Here is a 19165-nt window from a genome sequence, read left to right on the forward strand (position 1 = left end):
TGCTATTGCGTCGGCGCGAAGCGGGCCATGGGCCGGTGGCTTAATATGTCAAAACCCCTCATGATGCCCGAAGGAGGTGTCAAGACATGTCAGAACAGCTACGCCGAAAACTCCGTCCCACCATGGCCGACGTCGCCCGGGAAGCGGGCGTCAGCCTGTCGACGGTCGATCGCGTGCTCAACCTGCGCGCGGATGTGCGAGCCGACACGGCTCAGCTGATCGCCGCAGCGGCGAGGCGGTTGGGTTTCCATGCCAAGGGCGTGATCGAGCAGCGAGTGCTCAACGACCGTCCCACTTTGCGGCTGGGCTTCCTGTTGCAGAAAAGTGGCGTGCCGTTCTACCAGGGCCTCGCCCACGCTTTGGCAAACGCCACCGCCACCTGCACGCGAGCACGAATTCGCGTGGCCATCGGTTATTTGGACGACCTCGATCCCGCCAACGTGGCGCAACGCATCCTTGCCCTACGGGATCAGGTCGATGGCCTGGGCGTGGTGGCAGTCGATCATCCCCGGGTCCGCGAGGCAGTCGCGCAGTTGCGCGCGACCGGTGTTTTGGTGGTGGCGCTGCTGTCGGAATTGTCCAGCGCTGCCGGCACCGGTTACGCCGGCCTCGACAATCGCCTCACGGGACGCACCGCTGGTTGGTTCATCAGTCGCCTCGCCCAGCAGCCCGGGCCCGCGGTGGTCATGCTCAGCAGCCAGCGCTTCCAGTGCCAGGAACTCTGTGAACTGAGCTTTCGCAGCTACCTGGCGGAGCATTCGAGCGAGTGGGAACTGCTCGCCTCGCGACTGACCCTGGAAGATGATGAATTCGCCTATGGCAACACCTTGGACTTGCTCACGGCAGAGCCCGATCTGGCGGGGCTGTACGTGGCGGGCGGCGGCATCGCCGGGGTGCTGAAGGCCTTGAGTAGCCTCAAGGAAAGACAGCTGCGCTTGCCCGTCGTGGTGTGCCACGACCTGACTTCATTGACGCGTGACGCGTTGAAGAGCGGATTGGTCCAGGCGGTGCTGTCCCATCCGGTGGTGAACCTGGCCGAGCAGGCCGTCGATGCCTTGGTCGAGGCTGCGATTGCCTCGCCGCCGGGACCTGTGGCGCGGCGGGTGGTGGCGCTTCAGATCGATGTCCCGGAGAGCGTCTAGCCCAAAAGGCTTTTCGCAAAACATCCTCTACGCAAACTATGGAGCCATCCAACCCGTGACGAACCGCTCTTGTGGCGAGGGAGCTTGCTCCCGTTGGCTGCGCAGCAGCCCAAGAAAGCTGGAACGCAATCGGCCTGACTGAGCGAGGTGAGGGCTTTGGGGCTGCTGCGCAGCCCAGCGGGAGCAAGCTCCCTCGCCACGGGTTCAGGATGCTTCGCGTGCAAACAATACCTGCATTGGCCCGGCGATCGTCGCCTGGGCCGCCCCCAGTTTTTTCCTTCCCAGCCACAACAAAAAGCCTCGTTTCGCAAATTCCCGCCTGCCAACACAATCGCCTCGACACCTCCTCTCGATAGTCGCAACCGCAGAACAACAAGAAATCAGAACCCGAGGCGGCACCGCGCCGACCTGAACCAAACCCACTGCCGGAAGTGCCCGATATGCCCGTTGAAACAATACGCATAGATACGCTCGTTATAGGTGCCGGCCAGGCCGGCGTGGCGATGAGTGAACATTTGAGCCGCCAAGGCGTGCCGCACCTTGTGGTGGAGCGCAACCGCATTGCCGAGGCCTGGCGCACGGCGCGCTGGGATTCGCTGGTTGCCAACGGCCCGGCCTGGCACGACCGTTTTCCAGGGCTGGAATTCAAGGGGCTGGACCCCGATGCGTTCGCTTCCAAGGACCAGGTGGCCGATTACTTCGAAGCCTATGCCAACAAGTTCAAGGCGCCGATCCGTACCGGCGTGGACGTGCGCCGCGTCGAGCGCAATACCGGCCGCCCCGGCTTCACCATCGAAACGTCCGAGGGCCTGATCGAGGCCATCAACGTGGTGGTCGCCACCGGGCCGTTTCAGCGCCCGGTGATCCCGCCGATTGCGCCAGACATGGCCACGGTGACCCAGATTCATTCGGCGCAATATCGAAATCCCGCGCAGCTGGCCGACGGCGCCGTGCTGGTGGTGGGCGCCGGGTCGTCGGGGGTGCAGATCGCCGACGAATTGCAGCGCGCCGGCAAGCAGGTCTACCTCTCGGTGGGCGCCCATGACCGTCCACCGCGAGCCTATCGCAACCGGGATTTCTGCTGGTGGCTGGGGGTGCTGGGCGAGTGGGATGCCGAAGCGGTCAAGCCGGGCAAGGAGCACGTCACCATCGCCGTCAGCGGCGCGCGCGGCGGGCACACCGTGGACTTTCGCCGGCTGGCCCATGAAGGCATCACGCTGGTGGGCCTGACCCGGTCGTTCAACGGCAGCGTGGTGAGTTTTGAATCGAACCTGGCCGAAAACATTGCCCGCGGCGATGAAAACTACCTGGCGTTGCTCGATGCCGCCGATGCCTATATCGAGCGCAACGGCTTGGACCTGCCGCTCGAACCCGAGGCGCGTCGCTTGTTGCCGGACCCGGCGTGCCTGACCCGGCCGATCCTGGAACTGGACCTGGCCGAGGCGGGCGTCAGCACCATTATCTGGGCAACGGGGTATTCGGTGGATTACAGCTGGCTGAAAGTCGATGCCCTCAATGCCAACGGTAAACCCCGGCACCAACGCGGCGTGTCCAGCGAGCCGGGCCTGTATTTCGTCGGCCTGCCTTGGCTGTCGCGCCGTGGCTCGGCGTTCATCTGGGGTGTGTGGCACGACGCCCGGCATATCACCGAGCACATCGTCAAACAGCGCACCTACCTCGACTACCGGGACGCCTCGCAGCGCACTGCCCAATCACCAGCGCCGGGCAGCACGCAACCTTCGAAAACCAGCCTCATGGGAGTCCGCTGATGCCTACCCACACTCGCATCCGCATGTTCAACACCAAAGACACCTACCCGAACCAGACGCTGGACAACGATCTGTGCCAAGCCGTCCGCGCCGGCAATACGGTCTATGTGCGCGGCCAGGTTGGCACCGATTTCAACGGCCAGTTGGTAGGCCTCGGCGATCCGCGTGCCCAGGCCGAGCAAGCCATGCGCAACGTCAAGCAATTGCTGGAAGAAGCCGGCAGCGACCTGAGCCACATCGTCAAGACCACCACCTACCTGATCGATCCGCGTTACCGCGAGCCGGTGTATCAGGAAGTCGGCAAATGGCTCAAGGGTGTTTTTCCGATTTCCACTGGGCTGGTGGTCAGCGCCCTGGGCCAGCCGCAGTGGCTGATGGAAATCGACGTGATCGCGGTCATTCCCGAATAAGGAGCACGACATGACGTTTTCCATCGTCGGACGCTGCGCCGAAACCGGCCAGTTGGGCATTGCCATCAGTTCTTCCAGCATCGCCGTCGGCGCCCGTTGCCCGTGGCTGCGAGCCGGTGTCGGCGCAGTTTCCAGCCAGAACATTACGCTGCCGGCCCTTGGGCCGCAGATTCTCGATGATTTGTCGTTCGGTTCGAACGCCCAGGCAGCGTTGGACAAGGCCTTGGCGCGTAACGGCTATGGCGAGTATCGCCAGGTGGCGGTGATCGACGCCCAAGGACGCACGGCAGTTTTCAGCGGCCGCCATGCCTTGGGCATCCACGGCGCTCAAGTAGGTGAGCAATGCGTGGCGGCCGGCAATCTGTTGGCGGGTGAGGGCGTCATCGAAGCCATGGTGACGGCTTTCGAGCAGGGCGAAGGCAGCCTCGCGTCCCGCCTGCTGAATGCCCTGCAGGCTGGGCAGACGGCGGGCGGCGAAGCCGGGGCCGTGCACTCGGCGGCGCTGTCGGTGGTGGATGACCTGACCTGGCCCATCGTCGATCTGCGGGTCGACTGGGCGGATGAAAACCCCATCGGCGAACTGGAAAAGCTCTGGCTCGCGTATCAGCCGCAACTGCGCGATTACCTGACCCGTGCCCTCGATCCGACCCAGGCGCCGAGTTACGGAGTGCCGGGCGATGAGTGAGTTGCGCAGTCGCGCACTGCTGGCCGAATTGGTGGGCTTTGCCACGGTCAGCCGCGACTCGAACCTGGCATTGATCGAGTTCGTGCGCGACTACCTCCATGGGCTAGGCGTCGAGAGTGAGCTGATCTACAACGCCGAGCACACCAAGGCCAACCTGCTGGCGAGCATCGGCCCGGCGGTGCCCGGCGGTGTGGTGCTGTCCGGGCACACCGACGTGGTGCCGGTGGACGGCCAGGCCTGGACGGTCGATCCGTTCCGACTCACCGAAGCGGACGGCAAGCTGTTCGGACGTGGCACGGCGGACATGAAGGGCTACCTCGCTTGCGTGCTGGCGGCGGTGCCGATGTTGCTGTCCAGCCCGCTGCGTCGTCCGGTGCACTTGGCGTTCTCCTATGACGAAGAGGTCGGTTGCCTGGGCGTGCGCAGTTTGCTGGAAGCGTTGCCGCAACGCATTCCTCAACCGGCCTTGTGCCTGATCGGCGAACCCACCGAGCTGCAGCCGGTGGTGGGCCACAAAGGCAAGTTGGCGATGCGTTGCCACGTCAAAGGCGCGGCTTGCCATTCCGCCTACGCGCCTTACGGGGTGAACGCCATCGAACAGGCGGCGCGCCTGATCGGCCGGTTGGGGGAAATCGGCGCGGCGCTGGCCGAGCCGTCACGCCACGACGAGCGCTTCGACCCGGCGTATTCGACGGTGCAGGTCGGGGTGATCCAGGGCGGCACGGCATTGAACATCGTCCCGGCCGATTGTCGTTTTGACTTTGAAGTGCGCGCTCTGCCGGATTTTGTCCCGCAGCGAGTCGTGGACCAGTTGCAGGACTACGCCGAGCAGGCGCTGCTGCCCAGGATGCGTGCGGTCAACGCCGACACCGCGATCCGTTTTGAACACGTGTCTGCCTACCCCGGCCTGGCAACGTCGCCGGACAGTGAAGCCGCGCGCCTGATCGCCCGGCTGTGTGGCAGCGACGCCTTCGGCACCGTGGCGTTCGGCACCGAGGGCGGGCTGTTTCACCAGGCCGGCATCCCTTCGGTGGTCTGCGGCCCCGGCAGCATGGACCAGGGACACAAACCCGACGAATACGTGAGCGTTGAACAGATGACCGCTTGCGACCGGTTGATGGATCGCTTGGCGATATACCTCAGCGAAGCCAATGACGTCTGACTCAAGGAACTGCCTGTGAACGAATTGAATGATTGGAAGGCTCTTGCCGCTCAATTGCGCCTGCGCGACAGCGCCCTGATTGACGGCGAACCGTGCGAGGCCCTCGACGGCGCTCGACTTGAAGTGATCAACCCAGCCAATGGCGAGTTGCTGGCCAATGTGGTGGCCTGCGCTGGACCGGAAGTCGACCTCGCCGTACTCAGCGCTCGCAAGGCTTTCGAGCACGGCCCGTGGGCGCGGATGGCGCCGACCGAACGCAAGGCGGTGTTGTTGCGCCTGTCGCAATTGATGCTGGTCCATCGCGAAGAACTGGCGCTGCTTGACTCCCTGAGCATGGGCAAGCCGGTCATGGACGCTTGGAACATTGACGTGCCGGGCGCCGCCCATGTGTTTGCCTGGTATGGCGAAAGCCTCGACAAACTCTACGACCAGGTCGCGCCATCGGCAGCCAACGTCCTTGCCACCATTACCCGTGTTCCGCTCGGAGTGATCGCGGCGGTGGTGCCGTGGAATTTTCCCTTGGACATGGCGGCCTGGAAGCTCGCACCGGCCTTGGCGGCGGGCAATAGCGTGGTGCTCAAACCCGCCGAGCAATCGCCGTTCTCGGCGCTGCGCCTGGCCGAACTCGCCCTGGAAGCGGGCGTGCCACCGGGCGTGCTCAACGTCGTGCCGGGCCTCGGCGAGCAGGCCGCTAAGGCGCTCGGCTTGCACCCGGACGTCGACTCGCTGGTGTTCACCGGCTCGACCGAGGTCGGCAAGTACTTCATGCAGTACTCGGCCCAATCGAACCTCAAGCAGGTCTGGCTGGAGTGCGGTGGCAAGAGTCCGAACCTGGTGTTCGCCGACTGCCAGGACCTGGACCTGGCGGCGCAGAAGGCCGCGTTCGGGATCTTCTTCAACCAGGGCGAAGTCTGCTCGGCCAACTCGCGGCTGCTGGTACAGCGTTCGATCCATGACGAATTCGTCGAACGCCTGATCGATCAAGCGCGGCTGTGGCAGCCCGGCAATCCGCTGGACCCGTCGAGCCGCGCCGGGGCCATTGTCGATGCGCGCCAGACCGCAAGGATCATGCAGTACATCCAGCAGGCCCAGGCCGAAGGTGCAAGCCTGGTCTGCGGTGGTCGCCAGCTGAGCATCGACGGATCGAACAATTTCATTGAGCCGACGATTTTTAGCGGCGTACTCCCAACCATGCAGCTGGCCCGTGAAGAGGTGTTCGGGCCGGTGTTGGCGGTCAGCGTTTTCGACGACGAAGAACAGGCCATCGCCATGGCCAACGAGCACATCTATGGGCTGGCGGCCTCGCTGTGGACCGACGACCTGAACCGCGCCCACCGGGTGGCGCGGCGGTTGAACGCCGGCACGGTGTCGGTCAACACCGTGGACGCCCTGGACGTCACCGTGCCGTTTGGCGGCGGCAAGCAATCGGGCTTCGGTCGCGATCTGTCGCTGCACGCATTCGACAAATACACGCAACTCAAGACCACCTGGATCCAGCTGCGCAACTGACCGCGGCCCAGGGTTTAACCCGCAATCGTTTTGTTCTTCCTAAAACAAGAAAACGGAGCAACCGATGGACAGTTCCTCAAGCGTGCCGCTACAAACCGTCACCCCATCCCTGGCAGGCCCACGTCGACGCCTGGGCCTGAGCGCCCTGTTGGCGGTCGCCGTGGGCCTAGTGGTTTCCCAGGGTGTCATGGTGCTGATGTTGCAAGGCGCCGGGATCGCCGGCATGGGTTTTGTCATCCCGTTGATCCTGGCCTGGCTGCTGGCCCTGAGTTACGCCTGTTCGTTCTCCGAACTGGCGCTGATGATTCCTCGCGCCGGCAGCCTGAGCAGCTACACCGAAGTCGCTATCGGCCAGTTCCCGGCGATCCTGGCGACCTTCTCCGGCTATGTCGTGGTGGCGATGTTTGCCTTGTCGGCAGAACTGCTGCTGATGGAATTCATCATCGACAAGGTTTACCCGCACTCGATGCCGCCGCTGAGCGTGGCGCTGGGGGTGTTGTGCCTGTTCACCGTGCTCAACCTGTTCAACATCGACATTTTCTCGCGCCTGCAAACCGTGCTGGCCTTGGTCATGACGGTCATGCTGCTGGTCATGGGCCTCGGTGCCTTGGCAAGCGAGGGGGCCAGCAGCGTCTCGACGCTGGTGGCGACTTCCGGCTGGAACCCCATGGGCCTCGGTGTCATCGCCTTGACCGCGATGGCGGTGTGGGGCTTCGTCGGGGCCGAGTTCGTCTGCCCGTTGGTGGAGGAGACGCGGCGCCCGGAGCGCAACATACCGGCCTCGATGATGATTGGCTTGACGGTGATCTTCGTCATCATCTGCCTCTATTGCCTCGGTGCGTTGCTGACCATTCCCCAAGCTGAACTGGCCAGCAACGGCCTGCCGCATTATCTGTTCGCGACCACGGTGTTCGGTGAAGCCGGGCAGGTGTTCCTGGTGACCGCCGCGATAACCGCGACGTGCAGCACGCTTAACAGTTCGCTTGCGGCCATCCCGCGCATGTTGCTGGGCATGGCCCGCAGCGGCCAAGCGTTCGGCATCTTCAAGCGCCAGGCAAGCGCAGCGGCGCGCCGTGGGTCGCGGTGCTGTTCGTCGCGCTGGTCACCGGCCTGCCGTTGTTGCTGATGCACGACAGCCCCGACGCTATCAACCTCTTGCTGCTGGCGGCCGCGCTGGCCTGGTTGCTGGCCTACATCATCACCCACATCAACGTGATTGCCCTGCGTCGTCGTTATCCCGATGCGCATCGGCCTTTCCGTACGCCGCTCTACCCGCTGCCCCAGCTGTTCGGCATCGCCGGCATGCTCTTTGCCATCTGGCACGTATCCCCCAGCCCGGAAATGACGGTGCCGATCTTCGCCAGCGCCGGTGCGGTGCTGGCCATCGTTTCGTTGATGGCGCTGGTGTGGGTCAAGTGCGTGATGGGCAAGCCGCTGTTCAAGCCCGAGCCGCTGGCGCCTACCGATTCCGACAATTTCAATAAGCAAGGAGATCTCTGATGAGCGCATCACCCAAGCCAACACGCAGCACTCGTGAGTATCAGGCGCTGGATGCCGCGCACCATATTCATGCGTTCCTCGACCAGAAGGCCCTCAACGCGGAGGGGCCGCGAGTCATCGTTCGTGGCGAAGGCCTGGCGCTTTGGGACAACGACGGCAAGCGTTACCTGGACGGCATGTCCGGCCTGTGGTGCACCAACCTGGGTTACGGCCGCCAGGACCTCGCGACGGCGGCCAGCCGGCAGTTGGAGCAATTGCCGTACTACAACATGTTCTTCCATACCACCCACCCGGCGGTGGTGGAACTGTCCGAGTTGTTGTTCAGCCTGCTGCCGGATCACTACAGCCACGCGATCTACACCAACTCCGGCTCCGAGGCCAACGAGGTGCTGATTCGCACCGTGCGCCGCTACTGGCAGATCCTCGGCCAGCCGCAGAAGAAAATCATGATCGGCCGCTGGAACGGCTACCACGGTTCAACGCTTGGCGCTTCGGCCCTCGGCGGCATGAAGTTCATGCACGAAATGGGCGGGGTGATTCCGGATGTGGCGCACATCGACGAGCCGTACTGGTTCGCCCACGAAGGCAACCTGACGCCCGCCGAATTCGGCCTGCGCGCTGCCCGCCAACTGGAAGAGAAAATCCTCGAACTGGGCGCCGACAATGTCGCCGCGTTCGTCGCCGAACCCTTCCAGGGCGCCGGCGGCATGATCTTCCCGCCCGAAAGCTACTGGCCCGAAATCCAGCGCATCTGCCGGCAATACGACGTGCTGTTGTGCGCCGATGAAGTGATCGGTGGCTTTGGTCGCACGGGTGAGTGGTTTGCCCATGAGTATTTCGGTTTCGAGCCCGACACCTTGTCGATCGCTAAGGGCCTGACCAGCGGCTACATCCCCATGGGCGGGCTGATCCTGTCCAAACGCATGGCCGAGGTGCTGGTGGAACAGGGCGGCGTATTTGCCCATGGCCTGACCTACTCCGGGCACCCGGTGGCGGCGGCGGTGGCGATTGCCAACCTCAAGGCCCTGCGCGACGAGGGCATCGTCAGCCAAGTCAAGGAAGACACCGGCCCGTACCTGCAACGTTGCCTGCGCGAAACGTTCGACGGGCATCCGCTGATTGGCGAGATCCAGGGAGCCGGCATGGTCGCGGCCCTGCAACTGGCCGAGGACAAGGACAGCCGCAAGCGCTTCGCCAACGAAAACGAAATGGCCTGGCAATGCCGCACCTTCGGTTTCGAGGAGGGCCTGATCATCCGCTCGACGCTGGGCCGGATGATCATGGCCCCGGCGCTGGTGGCCAGTCATGCCGACATCAACGAACTGGTCGACAAGACCCGTAAAGCTGTAGACCGCACCGCCCGCGCTTACGGTCGCCTTTGAGTCCCGTCGCCGGCTCGTGCGGGCGAGCCGGCATTTTCGAGGAACCGCTTCATGTCCAGATCCTTGCGATGCAACATTGCGTGTGCCCTGGCGTTACTGAGCAGCAGCGTCCTGGCCGCGCCACAAAGCCTGACCGTGATTTCATTCGGCGGCGCCACCAAGTTGGCCCAGGACAAGGCCTACTTCCAACCCTTCAATGCCAGCGGTGCAGGGAACATCGTCGCCGGCGAGTACAACGGCGAGTTATCGAAGATCAAGGCCATGGTCGCGGCCGGGCACACCAGCTGGGATGTGGTCGAGGTGGAAAGTCCTGAGTTGCTGCGCGGTTGTGAGGAGGGGCTGTTCGAAAAACTTGACCAGGCGGCCCTCGGCGATCCGGCGAATTATGTCCCTGGCGCGCTCACCGAATGTGGCGTGGCCACGTACGTCTGGTCGATGGTCTTGGCCTATGACCAGACCAAACTCGCCAAGGCGCCCAAGTCCTGGGCGGATTTCTGGAACGTGACCGAGTACCCGGGCAAGCGCGGCTTGCGCAAGGGCGCCAAGTACACCCTGGAGATCGCCTTGCTGGCGGACGGCGTCAAGACCGAGGAGGTGTACAAGGTGCTGAACACGCCGGAAGGCGTTTCACGGGCATTCGCCAAGTTGGACCAGATCAAGCCGAACATCCAGTGGTGGGAGGCGGGCGCACAACCGGCGCAGTGGCTGGTGGCTGGAGACGTGGCAATGAGCGCTGCCTACAACGGTCGCATCGCCTCGGCGCAGAAGGAGGGGATGAAGCTGAGCATTGTCTGGCCGCAAAGCCTGTATGACCCAGAATACTGGGCAGTGGTCAAAGGCACGCCGAACAAGGCCCTGGCCGAGAAATTCATCGCCTTTGCCAGCCAGCCGCAGACGCAGAAAGTCTTCTCCCAAAACATCCCTTACGGACCGGTGCATCGCCAGACCCTGGCCTTGCTGCCCGCCGAGGTGCGCGAGCAACTACCTACCGCCGAGGCCAACCTGGCGCAGGCGCAAGCGGTGGATGCCGAGTTCTGGGTCGACCATGGTGAAGAGCTGGAGCAACGCTTCAACGCCTGGGCAGCTCGCTAGGTATCGAAGAGCAAGTATGACAACTATTGTGGCGAGGGGATAAATCCCCTCGCCACAGGGAAACCAGCTCCAGGTGGCTGGCCTACGCCAGCCACTCCCCGAACTGTTCCTTGCAGTAGTTCACGAATAACTGGGCCGGCTTGGTGAGGTGGGCGCGCTTGAGCCAGCCGGCTACCAGCGCCGAGCCTGTCACGTCTTCGGCGATGTCGATGCAGACCACCTGCTGGCCGTCATAGGTACAGGTCGATTGTGGGCGAGTCACCAGCACGGCAAAACCGAACCCCTGGCCGACCATGCCGCGCACCATCTCGATGGAGGGCGAGCTGAAGACGATGTTCGGCGTCAGGCCAAGCTCTTCAAAGATGCTCACGAAATACGTTCGGCTGGGCTGCACGTCCAACAGGATCATCGGCTCAAGCGCCAGGTCGCGCAGCGACACCTGGGCCTGGCTGGCGAAGCGATGCCCGGCTGGCAACAAGGCGTAGGGCCGTTGCGGCGCCGTCAATGCCTCGGTCTCGATGGTACTGTCGAGGTCGTGCTCATAAAAAATCGCCAGGTCGAAACGCCCTCCCGTCAAGCCTTGCACCAGTTCCTGTTGCTCGCCGTCCTGAACGCGGATTTCCACTCCGGGAAAGCGTTCGCGAAAACCGGCGATCAGCCGTGGCAGATAGAGCGGGGCGACGGTCTCGAAGCAGCCGATGTCGATCTGTCCGCTGACCACATCATTGTCCGCCAGCGCGTTTTGCTCGAACTCCCGAGCCATGCGCAGCAGCTCCTGGGCCTTGCGATAGAAGCGCGCCCCGGCGGGGGTGAGCGACACACCTTGGGCATGATGCCGGATCAGCAGTTGCACACCGAAACTGTCCTCGAGCCCCTTGACTGCCGTGGCAATCGACGGCTGGGCAATGTAGAGCTTGCGCGAAGCTTCAGCGACACTGCCACATTCGACCGTGGTGACAAAGTACTTCAACTGCCGCAAGGAATAGGACGCCAAGACACACCTCGATCCGGATGGTTTTGGCTACCTTACCGCGTGCCGCTTGTGAGGGGGACGAACGTTGCAACGGATTTTGCTGGGCAGTGGCGATATCCAGGCTGGCTTGCCTTGGGGCAGAAAAAAACCTGCCGGGTCGGTGCTATGGTTATTCCATACAGGTATTTAAATTTTTATTTTTATAGCTTTAAAGTCGCCCCCTAACCTAACAATCAAGAGATCCTGGCCATGGCATCAAAGCGTCCTGCATTCCTTATTTCTCTGGCGGCAAGCCTGCTGATAACACCCTTGGCCCACGCCGAAGGCAAGATCAGCATCGCCCAGCAATTGGGCATCGGCTATCTAATCCTGGACGTTGTGCGCGACCAGCAGCTCATCGAAAAACATGGCAAGGCCCAAGGCCTGGACATCAAGGTGGACTGGAACAGCATCTCCGGTGCGACTGCCATGAACGAAGCCTTGCTGACCGGTGCCCTCGACGTGGTGTCGGCAGGGGTGCCGCCGATGCTGACGATCTGGGATCGGACCCGGGGCAAGCAGAACGTCAAGGCCATCGCGTCGCTGGGCTCGATGCCCAACTATCTGCTGACCAACAATCCGGATATCAAGACGCTCAAGGACTTTACCGACAAGGATCGGATCGCCGTGCCTGCGGCCGGCGTCGGGTTCCAGTCGCGCACGCTGCAGATCGAGACGGCAAAGGTGTTCGGCGATGATCAGTACAAGAAGTTCGACGACATCTCGGTCAGCCTTGCACACCCGGATGCTACGGCCGCGCTCATTGCCGGCAAGTCGGAGATCAACTCGCACTTTTCCAGCCCGCCGTTCCAGTACCAGGCGCTGCAAAGCGGCAACGTCCACAAGGTCCTCAGCTCCTATGACGTGCTGGGTGGACCGGCGACGTTCAACGTGCTCTACACAACGGAAAAATTCCACGACGAAAACCCGAAGACTTACCGGGCGTTCTACGACGCGCTCGTCGAGGCGCAGGGGATTATCAAGGCCGACAAACCCGCCGCCGCTCAGACCTACATCCGAGTAGAGCAATCGAAGCTGCCGCTGCCCCTGGTCAAGAAAATCGTCACCGATCCGGAAATCGACTTCACGGTCGTGCCGCAGCGCACTTATATCTATGCCGAAAAGCTGCATGAGTTGGGCGTGTTGAAAAACAAGGCCGGCAGTTGGAAGGACTATTTCTTTGAAGAAGCCCACGGTGACGCGGGCAGTTGACTGGCCGTTTTCGCGTCAGGGTTCAGTTTTCCAACGGGATCAGCACGGCCTCGTTTTCGCCCATCACCATGAACACCAGCAGCTTCGCCGGTTGGGTGGAGCTGGCATTCTTCGACACCAGATGCTCGGAGCCGGCGGGTTCATACCAGAACTCGCCCGCCTTATAGGTGGTCGCCGGCTCGCCCTTGACCTGGGAGGTGATCGCGCCTTCAAGGACATAGGCCATGGCCGTGCCTTGGTGTTTGTGGGCGATTGACGACTGGCCGGGTGCATAGTCGACAGTGAGCATCATGGCTTTCTTGCCGGGCAGGTTCTTCAATTGCTTTTCTTGCAGCACCTGGACCTTCTCGGAAGGGCCGGCTTCGTGGGCGAAGAGCGGGGCAACGGGGAGCAGGCTCAGGGCGGCGATCAGGCAGAGTGTTTTCATCGTGGCGGGACCTTGGTGGTGAGTGAATTCGCGCGGTGGCGATGGCTTCACCCTAAGCCCCTGGACAGCGTGGAAAAACCTCCAATTCTGCAAAAGACCGGTAGACCAATGGTGCAGCGATCGGACATTTCACACCAGCGGAAAACTATTGAAATCCACGCTGCGGGCCAGGCGGGTTTCGATCAGGCTGATGAAGCCTTGGACCTCGGGGCAATTGAAGTGGGCCTGCATCGCTGCGTCCGATTGCCAGCGGGCGCTGACGTTCCATCGATCCGAATTCTCGGGGCAGCGATCGACCATGTAGGCATCGCAGCCTGGCAGGGCGCGCAAGGTTTCGACGATTTGCTGCAACTGCCGGCCGAGTTCTTCCGAGCGCCCGGCGGCGGCTTGCACCTGAACGGTATTGATCACTTGGCGAGACATTGTCCTGGCTCCTGAATCAAGTTGAACGGGATCTACCCTGATAATCATGATACCTGGGCAGAATAGGCCCGCCGGGGCGAGGCTGAAACAGCCAATGAGCGGATAAACACCCAGTCCAATCGGTCAGGCCACCTGCCGCAAAATATCGCGCAAACGGTCGAGGGCAATATCGATATCGAGCAGCTCGATGCCGCCAAAGCCCAGTATCAAGCCGGGTCGCACAGTTTCCACATGGAAAAAGCCGTCGAGGCTGTAGATCCCGACTTCGGCTTTTTTTGCCAGTTCGATGACCAGGGCGAGATCCATCGGCACCTTGCACAGCACCGCCATATGAAACCCCGCAGTGGTGGGCACCGCTTCGAACCAGGGCGACAAGTCGCCGCCCATGCGCGCCAGGATTCGCTCACGCCGACCGGCATACAGCGCGTGGCAGCGCCGGATGTGCTTGAGCAGGCAGCCCTCGGCGATGAATTTGGCCAGCGCCCATTGGGGCAGGGTGGAGGTGTGTTGGTCGGTGAGGCGCTTGGCCAGGATCACCGCTTCGAGAATCGCTGGCGGCAGGATCGCGTAGCCAAGCCGCAGCTCCGGCAGCAGGGTTTTGGAGAACGTCCCGACGTACGCCACGATGCCGCGCTCGTCCATGCTCTGCAGCGAGTCGGTGGGCCGGCCTTCATAGCGAAACTCGCTGTCGTAATCGTCCTCGATAATGATCGCTCCCAGCTCATAGGCCCGCGCCAGCAGAGCCTCGCGTCGGGGCTGGCTCATGGGCATGCCCAGGGGAAACTGGTGGGACGGTGTCACATAGATCAGCCGCGTGCCGTCGGGAATCAAATCCACGCGCATGCCTTGCTCATCCACCGGCACCCCGGCCACCGTCGCGCCGTGGGAGCCAAACAAAAGGCGTGCCGGTGGATAGCCTGGATCTTCCATCGCCACCAGGCTGCCGGGGCGAGTCAGCACCCGTGAAATCAGATCCAGCGCCTGCTGCGCGCCGTTGCTCACCACCACGTCAGCGTCCTGGCAGTTGACCCCGCGGGAAAACGCGATGTGCCGGGCGATGGCGTTGCGCAGCGCCGGCAGGCCTTCGGGCTGGCTGTAGAAACCCTTGGCGTTGGCAATCTGGCGCAAGGCATGGGCGGTGCAGCGACGCCAGTCGTCCAGCGGAAACTGGCCCTTGCCGGTGGCGCCGCCGATGAAGTCATAACGCAGCGCGCTCTCGGGGAGCGGATGGCGCATCAGATCCGGCATGTTGCGCCAGGCCTCGACGACGTCGGCACCGGCAAGCTCGCGGTGGCTTTGCTTGCGCACGATCATGGCCGGACGGGCGTTGACATAGGTGCCTTTGCCGATCACACCGGTGAGAAAATTCTCGTAGGTCAGTTGCGCATAGGTATCGGACACGGTCTTGCGCGAAACACCCAGTTGCTCGGCCAACAGGCGGCTGGGCGGCAGCTGGGTGCCGGCCGCCAGCCGACCGCTCTCGATGGCGCTGCGCAATTGTCGATACAACTGGCCCAGCAGGTCCTTGCGGCCGTTGATGACAACATGAAGTTCCATACCCGCGGGCTCCCGGATGATCGATTGCAGCAAGAGTCAAGCAGCCAAGGTTACCCGCATCCAGCGATTGCAGTGAAGTTGCGTGGCGAAAATCCCGGCCATTGGCCTAATGCTGTTCACTTAAGGCAATCGACAAGCCCGTGGCGAGGGAGCTTGCTCCCGCTGGGCCGCGAAGCGGCCCTAAAACCTGCAAAATGCGCAACACCAGACACACCGCATCCGCCGGTTTACGACTGCTTCGCAGCCGAGCGGGAGCAAGCTCCCTCGCCACGGGTTTGTCATTTCTCTTAAGTGAATCGCATTGCGGCCATTGGCCTACCGTCCTGGTCCCGGCATTTTTCGGCGGATTGGACCTGTCGCGAGCGGCCACGGGGTTTTACCGTGGACGTATCGACCAAGAGGAAAACCGTCATGAGCCCGCGTCTGGATTACTACAGTGCGTCCCCCGGCGCGATGAAGGCCATGATCGGCCTGGAAGCGCTGACCAGCCGCCTGAGCATAGAACCGCCGTTGCTGCACCTGATCAAAATCCGCGCCTCGCAACTCAATGGCTGCGCCTTCTGTACCGACATGCACTCAGTGGACGCCCGCCGCCAGGGCGAGACCGAGCGGCGTCTCTACGCGGTGACGGTGTGGCGCGACAGCGGATTCTTCAACCCGCGCGAACAGGCAGCACTGGCCTGGACCGAAGCCGTCACGCTATTGGCCGAAAGCCAAGTGCCCGACGACGTTTACAACCTGGCCCGCGCCAGTTTCAGCGAAGAAGAACTGGTCGACCTGACCCTGGCGATCAGCACCATCAACAGTTGGAACCGGCTGGCCGTGAGCTTTCGCCAGAGTCCGGGTGGCTAGGTGGTCGCTTGCTCAGCGTTTGGTGTACTGAAGTAGCGAGCAAGCCCGCGCTCCCACAGTAGGAGCGCGATCATCAAAAATCAGGTCGGCTGTCAGGCCGCCTCGCGGTGGACGTTGATCTCGGGCGCCCCGTTAACCACGATGGCTGAACGCAGGCATTGTGGAGTGGGCATCCCGGCATGGATGCCGGGATAGCCGCGCTGGCCCATGGATGGGCCTTCGCGGCGGGCCCACGGAGCAATGCCGGAGAGAGGGCATGCCGAGCCTAGGCGAGGCACCGAGTGGTGGGGCAAAAGCGTTTTGCTTACTTTTGACTGGGCCGGCTTCCGGGCTTCACAAAAGTGAGACGCCGTAAGGGCGGAACCCTAAGCCGCCGTTACCGCAGCAATGGATATGTACTCAGTCAAAAAAACTGACCGGCACCCACAAAAGACTATAACCACCGAGGCGTAGTAAAAAACGAAGCCATCTGCGAACGAGCCAGCGCCGCGCCAAAGTACGGCCCCTGCACATGATCGCAAGCAACACTGCGCAACTGATCATACTGCCGGGCATTCTCAATGCCCTCGGCCGTCACCATCAACCCGACACTGCGGCTCAACCGAATCATCGCCAACACCCCTTCCTTGTCGTGCTCCAGCCCCAGCTGCGCGAGGATATTGCGATCGAAACGGATACCGTCGAACGGTTGGTCGAGCACCTCGCGCAGGGAAGCGATATTGGTGCCGAACTTATCGATATTGATCCGCACGCCCAAGGCCTTGAGGGCGTGCAAAGTATTGGCGAGCGTCTTGTGATCGGTCAGCAAAACCCCTTCCGCCACCTCAAGGGTCAGGCGCTGCGCCGGCAAAGCGCTGGTTTCCAGGGCCTTGTGCACTTGATTGAACAGAAAACTGCTGCTGAACCACCTCGGCGAAACGGCGAGGGACAGGGCCAGCGCGTTGGGCCAGGTCATCGCCTCTTCGCAGGCGTTGATCAACATCCAGGTGCCCAGCTCCTCCAGTTGGCCAGATGCTTCGGCCACGGGGATGAAGTCGGTTCCACCCAATTCGCCTCGCTCGGGATGGTGCCAGAAGACCTGGGCTTCAAAACCGTGCAGCTGTTCGGCATTCACGTCGAAACGCGGCAGGTAACGCAATTCAAGCTGGTCCTGGTGCATCGCATCGCGCAACTGCTGCTCGTAGCGGCGGCGGTCGCGGGCGACATTGCCCATGGCCTCTTCATAGACACGCCAGGTATTACGGCCGGCGGCCTTGGCCGCATACAGGGCGATGTCGGCCTGGCGCAACAACTCTTCGGCGCGCTGATCGCCAGACTGCGACCAGGCAACCCCGATACTCACTCCCAGGTACAAGGTGTTGCCGTCCAGGTGCATGGGCCGTTGCATGCAATCGATCAGGCGCTCGCACAGTTGATCGAGATCGTTCGCATCGCCGGGGTTGGGCATGACGATGACAAACTCGTCGCCCCCGAGACGGGCCACCAAATCGGTGCTGCGGACGTTTTGCTGAAGGATATGGGCCACTTCCTTGAGCACTTTGTCGCCCACTGCATGACCCAAGGAGTCATTCACCGGTTTGAATCGATCCATGTCCAGGTTCAGTATCGCCAGTGGCGTCCCTTGCGCCTGGTCCAGGTGCTCGCTGAGGCAATCGAACAAGCGGTTGCGGTTGGCCAGCCCGGTCAGCGGGTCGTGCAGGGAGAGGTGTTTGATCTGCGCGAGCGCGCGCAACTCATCGGTGATGTCGGTGGCCGTGCCGCGAAAGCCCAAGCTGCCGGCATCAATGGCCCGGACCGAGAGTTTGCAGGTACGGATGCGTTGATTATGCGCTGTGTATTCGCATAGCAGCGGGGCGGATGAGGCACTGTTGGCACCACCGAGCAGCCAATGCGCGATCGAGATCGACCCGCTGTGCGGATGAAGCAACCGGTGCAGCGGCTTACCCAGCCACTCGAGGGGACTGAAGCCCGTCACTTGTTCGAAGCGTTCGGACAGATAGGTCAATGTCCCGGCCGAATCAACTTCCCACAGCCAGTCCGACGATACCTCGGCAATGTCCCGGAAGCGCTCTTCGCTGCGCTCCAACGCTTTGCGGTGCGCGAGGAGGCTGGTGTACTGGCGTTCCTGGGCGCGGAGCATCAGCAGCGCATGGCGCAATACCGCCAAGGCCATGATCCCGAGAAACAGCAATGCCAAGGCCAGCAACGGCAGCAGCACTTTGCGCAGGTCCTTGCCGGGCGTCGCCGGGCGCCAGGCCAGCGCTTCGCGGGTCAGGTCGTTGAGCAAGACCTGGGCAGTCTCTTCGGGGCCCGGCGTATAGGCGATATGCGCATCGGGCAGAGCAAAATCCCGCGACAGGCCTTGCAACGCGGCGCTGTCCAGCACCTTCACGAATAACAGCAGGCTGGGCGGGCCTGGAATCTCGGGCACGCTGTTGTCCGTGCCGATGGTAATTGCCGAGACGGCGACGAAGGCCGGCGCGTCTTCGTGATGCAGCAACTCGACGATCACCTCATCGCGGTTCTCTTCGGCGCTGGCTTTGCTGGCGAGAGCCCGCAGGTCGCCGCTCAGCCAAGTGTCAGCCGCCACCTCGCTCATCTCGCCATCGATGACCGAATAGACCGTCTCGCCGGTGGGGGAAATGACAAACACGGCTTGATAGCCGTAGAGCGAAAACACACTGCTGCCGACATTTTCCTGGTCATAGGCCCAGTCCTTGTCGACTTCCACATGGAGATGCCGGTAGGCGTCGCTCCATTTGGAGTAGTCGCTCAGGTCGCGTCCGATACCGGTGCGGATACCGTCAATGGCCCGTTGGGCGAAGAACAGGCTTTGCTCACGGGCCTGTTGGTCCTGGGTCTGGGTGATATTGAGCAGCACCGCGATGGCCAGTGCGGACATGACGAACAGCAACAGCATGATGGCCGGGAAGGTGCGGCGGGTGAAACTTCGGGTCGGCCGCTCGCCGGTTATCACGGGGGAGCCATTGCCAGCATCTTCGATCATAAAAACAGGCCATCAGCGAAACGC

14 protein-coding genes and 2 pseudogenes are annotated in these 19165 nt (G+C 62.5%); 11 read left to right on the forward strand and 5 right to left on the reverse strand.

Going from position 1 to position 19165, the window contains the following annotated elements; translation table 11 throughout:
* Positions 1-86 precede the first annotated feature (86 nt).
* From J3P82_RS12315 to J3P82_RS12355, 9 genes and pseudogenes are all read left to right on the forward strand, one after another.
* Positions 87-1142, forward strand: coding sequence for a LacI family DNA-binding transcriptional regulator (locus J3P82_RS12315; RefSeq protein WP_434563420.1), 1056 nt, complete (start codon positions 87-89; stop codon positions 1140-1142).
* Positions 1143-1550: 408 nt separating this feature from the next.
* Positions 1551-2911: pseudogene (locus J3P82_RS12320) on the forward strand (flavin-containing monooxygenase).
* Positions 2911-3321 carry a RidA family protein gene (locus J3P82_RS12325; protein WP_003201555.1) on the forward strand — a complete coding sequence of 137 codons (411 nt, stop codon included), beginning with the start codon at positions 2911-2913 and terminating at the stop codon, positions 3319-3321. The pseudogene J3P82_RS12320 and the gene J3P82_RS12325 overlap by 1 nt, the downstream one beginning before the upstream one ends.
* 10 nt (positions 3322-3331) lie before the next feature.
* Positions 3332-4006: a DUF1028 domain-containing protein gene (locus J3P82_RS12330; RefSeq protein WP_434563422.1), complete on the forward strand. Its 675-nt coding sequence runs from the start codon at positions 3332-3334 to the stop codon at positions 4004-4006.
* Positions 3999-5168 carry an acetylornithine deacetylase gene (argE, locus tag J3P82_RS12335; protein WP_434563424.1) on the forward strand — a complete coding sequence of 390 codons (1170 nt, stop codon included), beginning with the start codon at positions 3999-4001 and terminating at the stop codon, positions 5166-5168. Before J3P82_RS12330 ends, argE begins: the two co-directional genes overlap by 8 nt.
* Before the next feature lie 15 nt (positions 5169-5183).
* Entirely contained in the window at positions 5184-6677 is a 1494-nt protein-coding gene (locus tag J3P82_RS12340) for an aldehyde dehydrogenase (protein WP_434563426.1), read from the forward strand.
* Between the two features lie 64 nt (positions 6678-6741).
* A pseudogene (locus J3P82_RS12345) lies at positions 6742-8177 on the forward strand (APC family permease).
* On the forward strand, positions 8177-9559 hold the full coding sequence (locus J3P82_RS12350) for an aspartate aminotransferase family protein (protein ID WP_434563428.1): 1383 nt from the start codon (positions 8177-8179) through the stop codon (positions 9557-9559). Before J3P82_RS12345 ends, J3P82_RS12350 begins: the two are co-directional and overlap by 1 nt.
* Before the next feature lie 51 nt (positions 9560-9610).
* Entirely contained in the window at positions 9611-10651 is a 1041-nt protein-coding gene (locus J3P82_RS12355) for an ABC transporter substrate-binding protein (RefSeq protein WP_434563430.1), read from the forward strand.
* An 82-nt stretch (positions 10652-10733) separates the two neighbouring features.
* Here the strand turns inward: J3P82_RS12355 and J3P82_RS12360 are convergent, their stop codons facing one another.
* Positions 10734-11645, reverse strand: coding sequence for a LysR family transcriptional regulator (locus J3P82_RS12360; RefSeq protein WP_434563432.1), 912 nt, complete (start codon positions 11643-11645; stop codon positions 10734-10736).
* Between the two features lie 222 nt (positions 11646-11867).
* On the opposite strand from J3P82_RS12360, the gene J3P82_RS12365 reads away from it, so the two are divergent.
* A complete protein-coding gene (locus J3P82_RS12365) occupies positions 11868-12875 on the forward strand; it encodes an ABC transporter substrate-binding protein (RefSeq protein WP_434563807.1) in 1008 nt (335 codons plus the stop codon).
* Between the two features lie 22 nt (positions 12876-12897).
* Here J3P82_RS12365 and J3P82_RS12370 read toward each other — a convergent pair whose 3' ends face one another.
* The 3 genes from J3P82_RS12370 to J3P82_RS12380 form a co-directional block, all read right to left on the reverse strand.
* Positions 12898-13302: a cupin domain-containing protein gene (locus J3P82_RS12370; RefSeq protein ID WP_186632010.1), complete on the reverse strand. Its 405-nt coding sequence runs from the start codon at positions 13300-13302 to the stop codon at positions 12898-12900.
* Positions 13303-13431: 129 nt separating this feature from the next.
* Positions 13432-13725 carry a putative quinol monooxygenase gene (locus J3P82_RS12375; RefSeq protein ID WP_434563434.1) on the reverse strand — a complete coding sequence of 98 codons (294 nt, stop codon included), beginning with the start codon at positions 13723-13725 and terminating at the stop codon, positions 13432-13434.
* A 123-nt stretch (positions 13726-13848) separates the two neighbouring features.
* On the reverse strand, positions 13849-15282 hold the full coding sequence (locus J3P82_RS12380) for a PLP-dependent aminotransferase family protein (protein ID WP_434563436.1): 1434 nt from the start codon (positions 15280-15282) through the stop codon (positions 13849-13851).
* A gap of 411 nt (positions 15283-15693) precedes the next feature.
* On the opposite strand from J3P82_RS12380, the gene J3P82_RS12385 reads away from it, so the two are divergent.
* On the forward strand, positions 15694-16134 hold the full coding sequence (locus J3P82_RS12385) for a carboxymuconolactone decarboxylase family protein (RefSeq protein ID WP_434563438.1): 441 nt from the start codon (positions 15694-15696) through the stop codon (positions 16132-16134).
* Positions 16135-16567: 433 nt separating this feature from the next.
* Here the strand turns inward: J3P82_RS12385 and J3P82_RS12390 are convergent, their stop codons facing one another.
* Positions 16568-19141 carry a bifunctional diguanylate cyclase/phosphodiesterase gene (locus J3P82_RS12390; protein ID WP_434563440.1) on the reverse strand — a complete coding sequence of 858 codons (2574 nt, stop codon included), beginning with the start codon at positions 19139-19141 and terminating at the stop codon, positions 16568-16570.
* Positions 19142-19165 lie beyond the last annotated feature (24 nt).

The sequence above is a fragment of the Pseudomonas sp. Z4-20 genome (assembly GCF_051131955.1).
In the GTDB taxonomy this organism is placed as follows: domain Bacteria; phylum Pseudomonadota; class Gammaproteobacteria; order Pseudomonadales; family Pseudomonadaceae; genus Aquipseudomonas; species Aquipseudomonas marvdashtae.

Coding starts and splice junctions, on each gene's coding strand:
- J3P82_RS12330 (WP_434563422.1), top strand. CDS start 3,332: ATGACGTTTTCCATCGTCGGACGCTGCGCCGAAACCGGCCAGTTGGGC.
- argE (WP_434563424.1), top strand. CDS start 3,999: ATGAGTGAGTTGCGCAGTCGCGCACTGCTGGCCGAATTGGTGGGCTTT.
- J3P82_RS12315 (WP_434563420.1), top strand. CDS start 87: ATGTCAGAACAGCTACGCCGAAAACTCCGTCCCACCATGGCCGACGTC.
- J3P82_RS12390 (WP_434563440.1), bottom strand. CDS start 19,141: ATGATCGAAGATGCTGGCAATGGCTCCCCCGTGATAACCGGCGAGCGG.
- J3P82_RS12380 (WP_434563436.1), bottom strand. CDS start 15,282: ATGGAACTTCATGTTGTCATCAACGGCCGCAAGGACCTGCTGGGCCAG.
- J3P82_RS12350 (WP_434563428.1), top strand. CDS start 8,177: ATGAGCGCATCACCCAAGCCAACACGCAGCACTCGTGAGTATCAGGCG.
- J3P82_RS12385 (WP_434563438.1), top strand. CDS start 15,694: ATGAGCCCGCGTCTGGATTACTACAGTGCGTCCCCCGGCGCGATGAAG.
- J3P82_RS12325 (WP_003201555.1), top strand. CDS start 2,911: ATGCCTACCCACACTCGCATCCGCATGTTCAACACCAAAGACACCTAC.
- J3P82_RS12370 (WP_186632010.1), bottom strand. CDS start 13,302: ATGAAAACACTCTGCCTGATCGCCGCCCTGAGCCTGCTCCCCGTTGCC.
- J3P82_RS12355 (WP_434563430.1), top strand. CDS start 9,611: ATGTCCAGATCCTTGCGATGCAACATTGCGTGTGCCCTGGCGTTACTG.
- J3P82_RS12375 (WP_434563434.1), bottom strand. CDS start 13,725: ATGTCTCGCCAAGTGATCAATACCGTTCAGGTGCAAGCCGCCGCCGGG.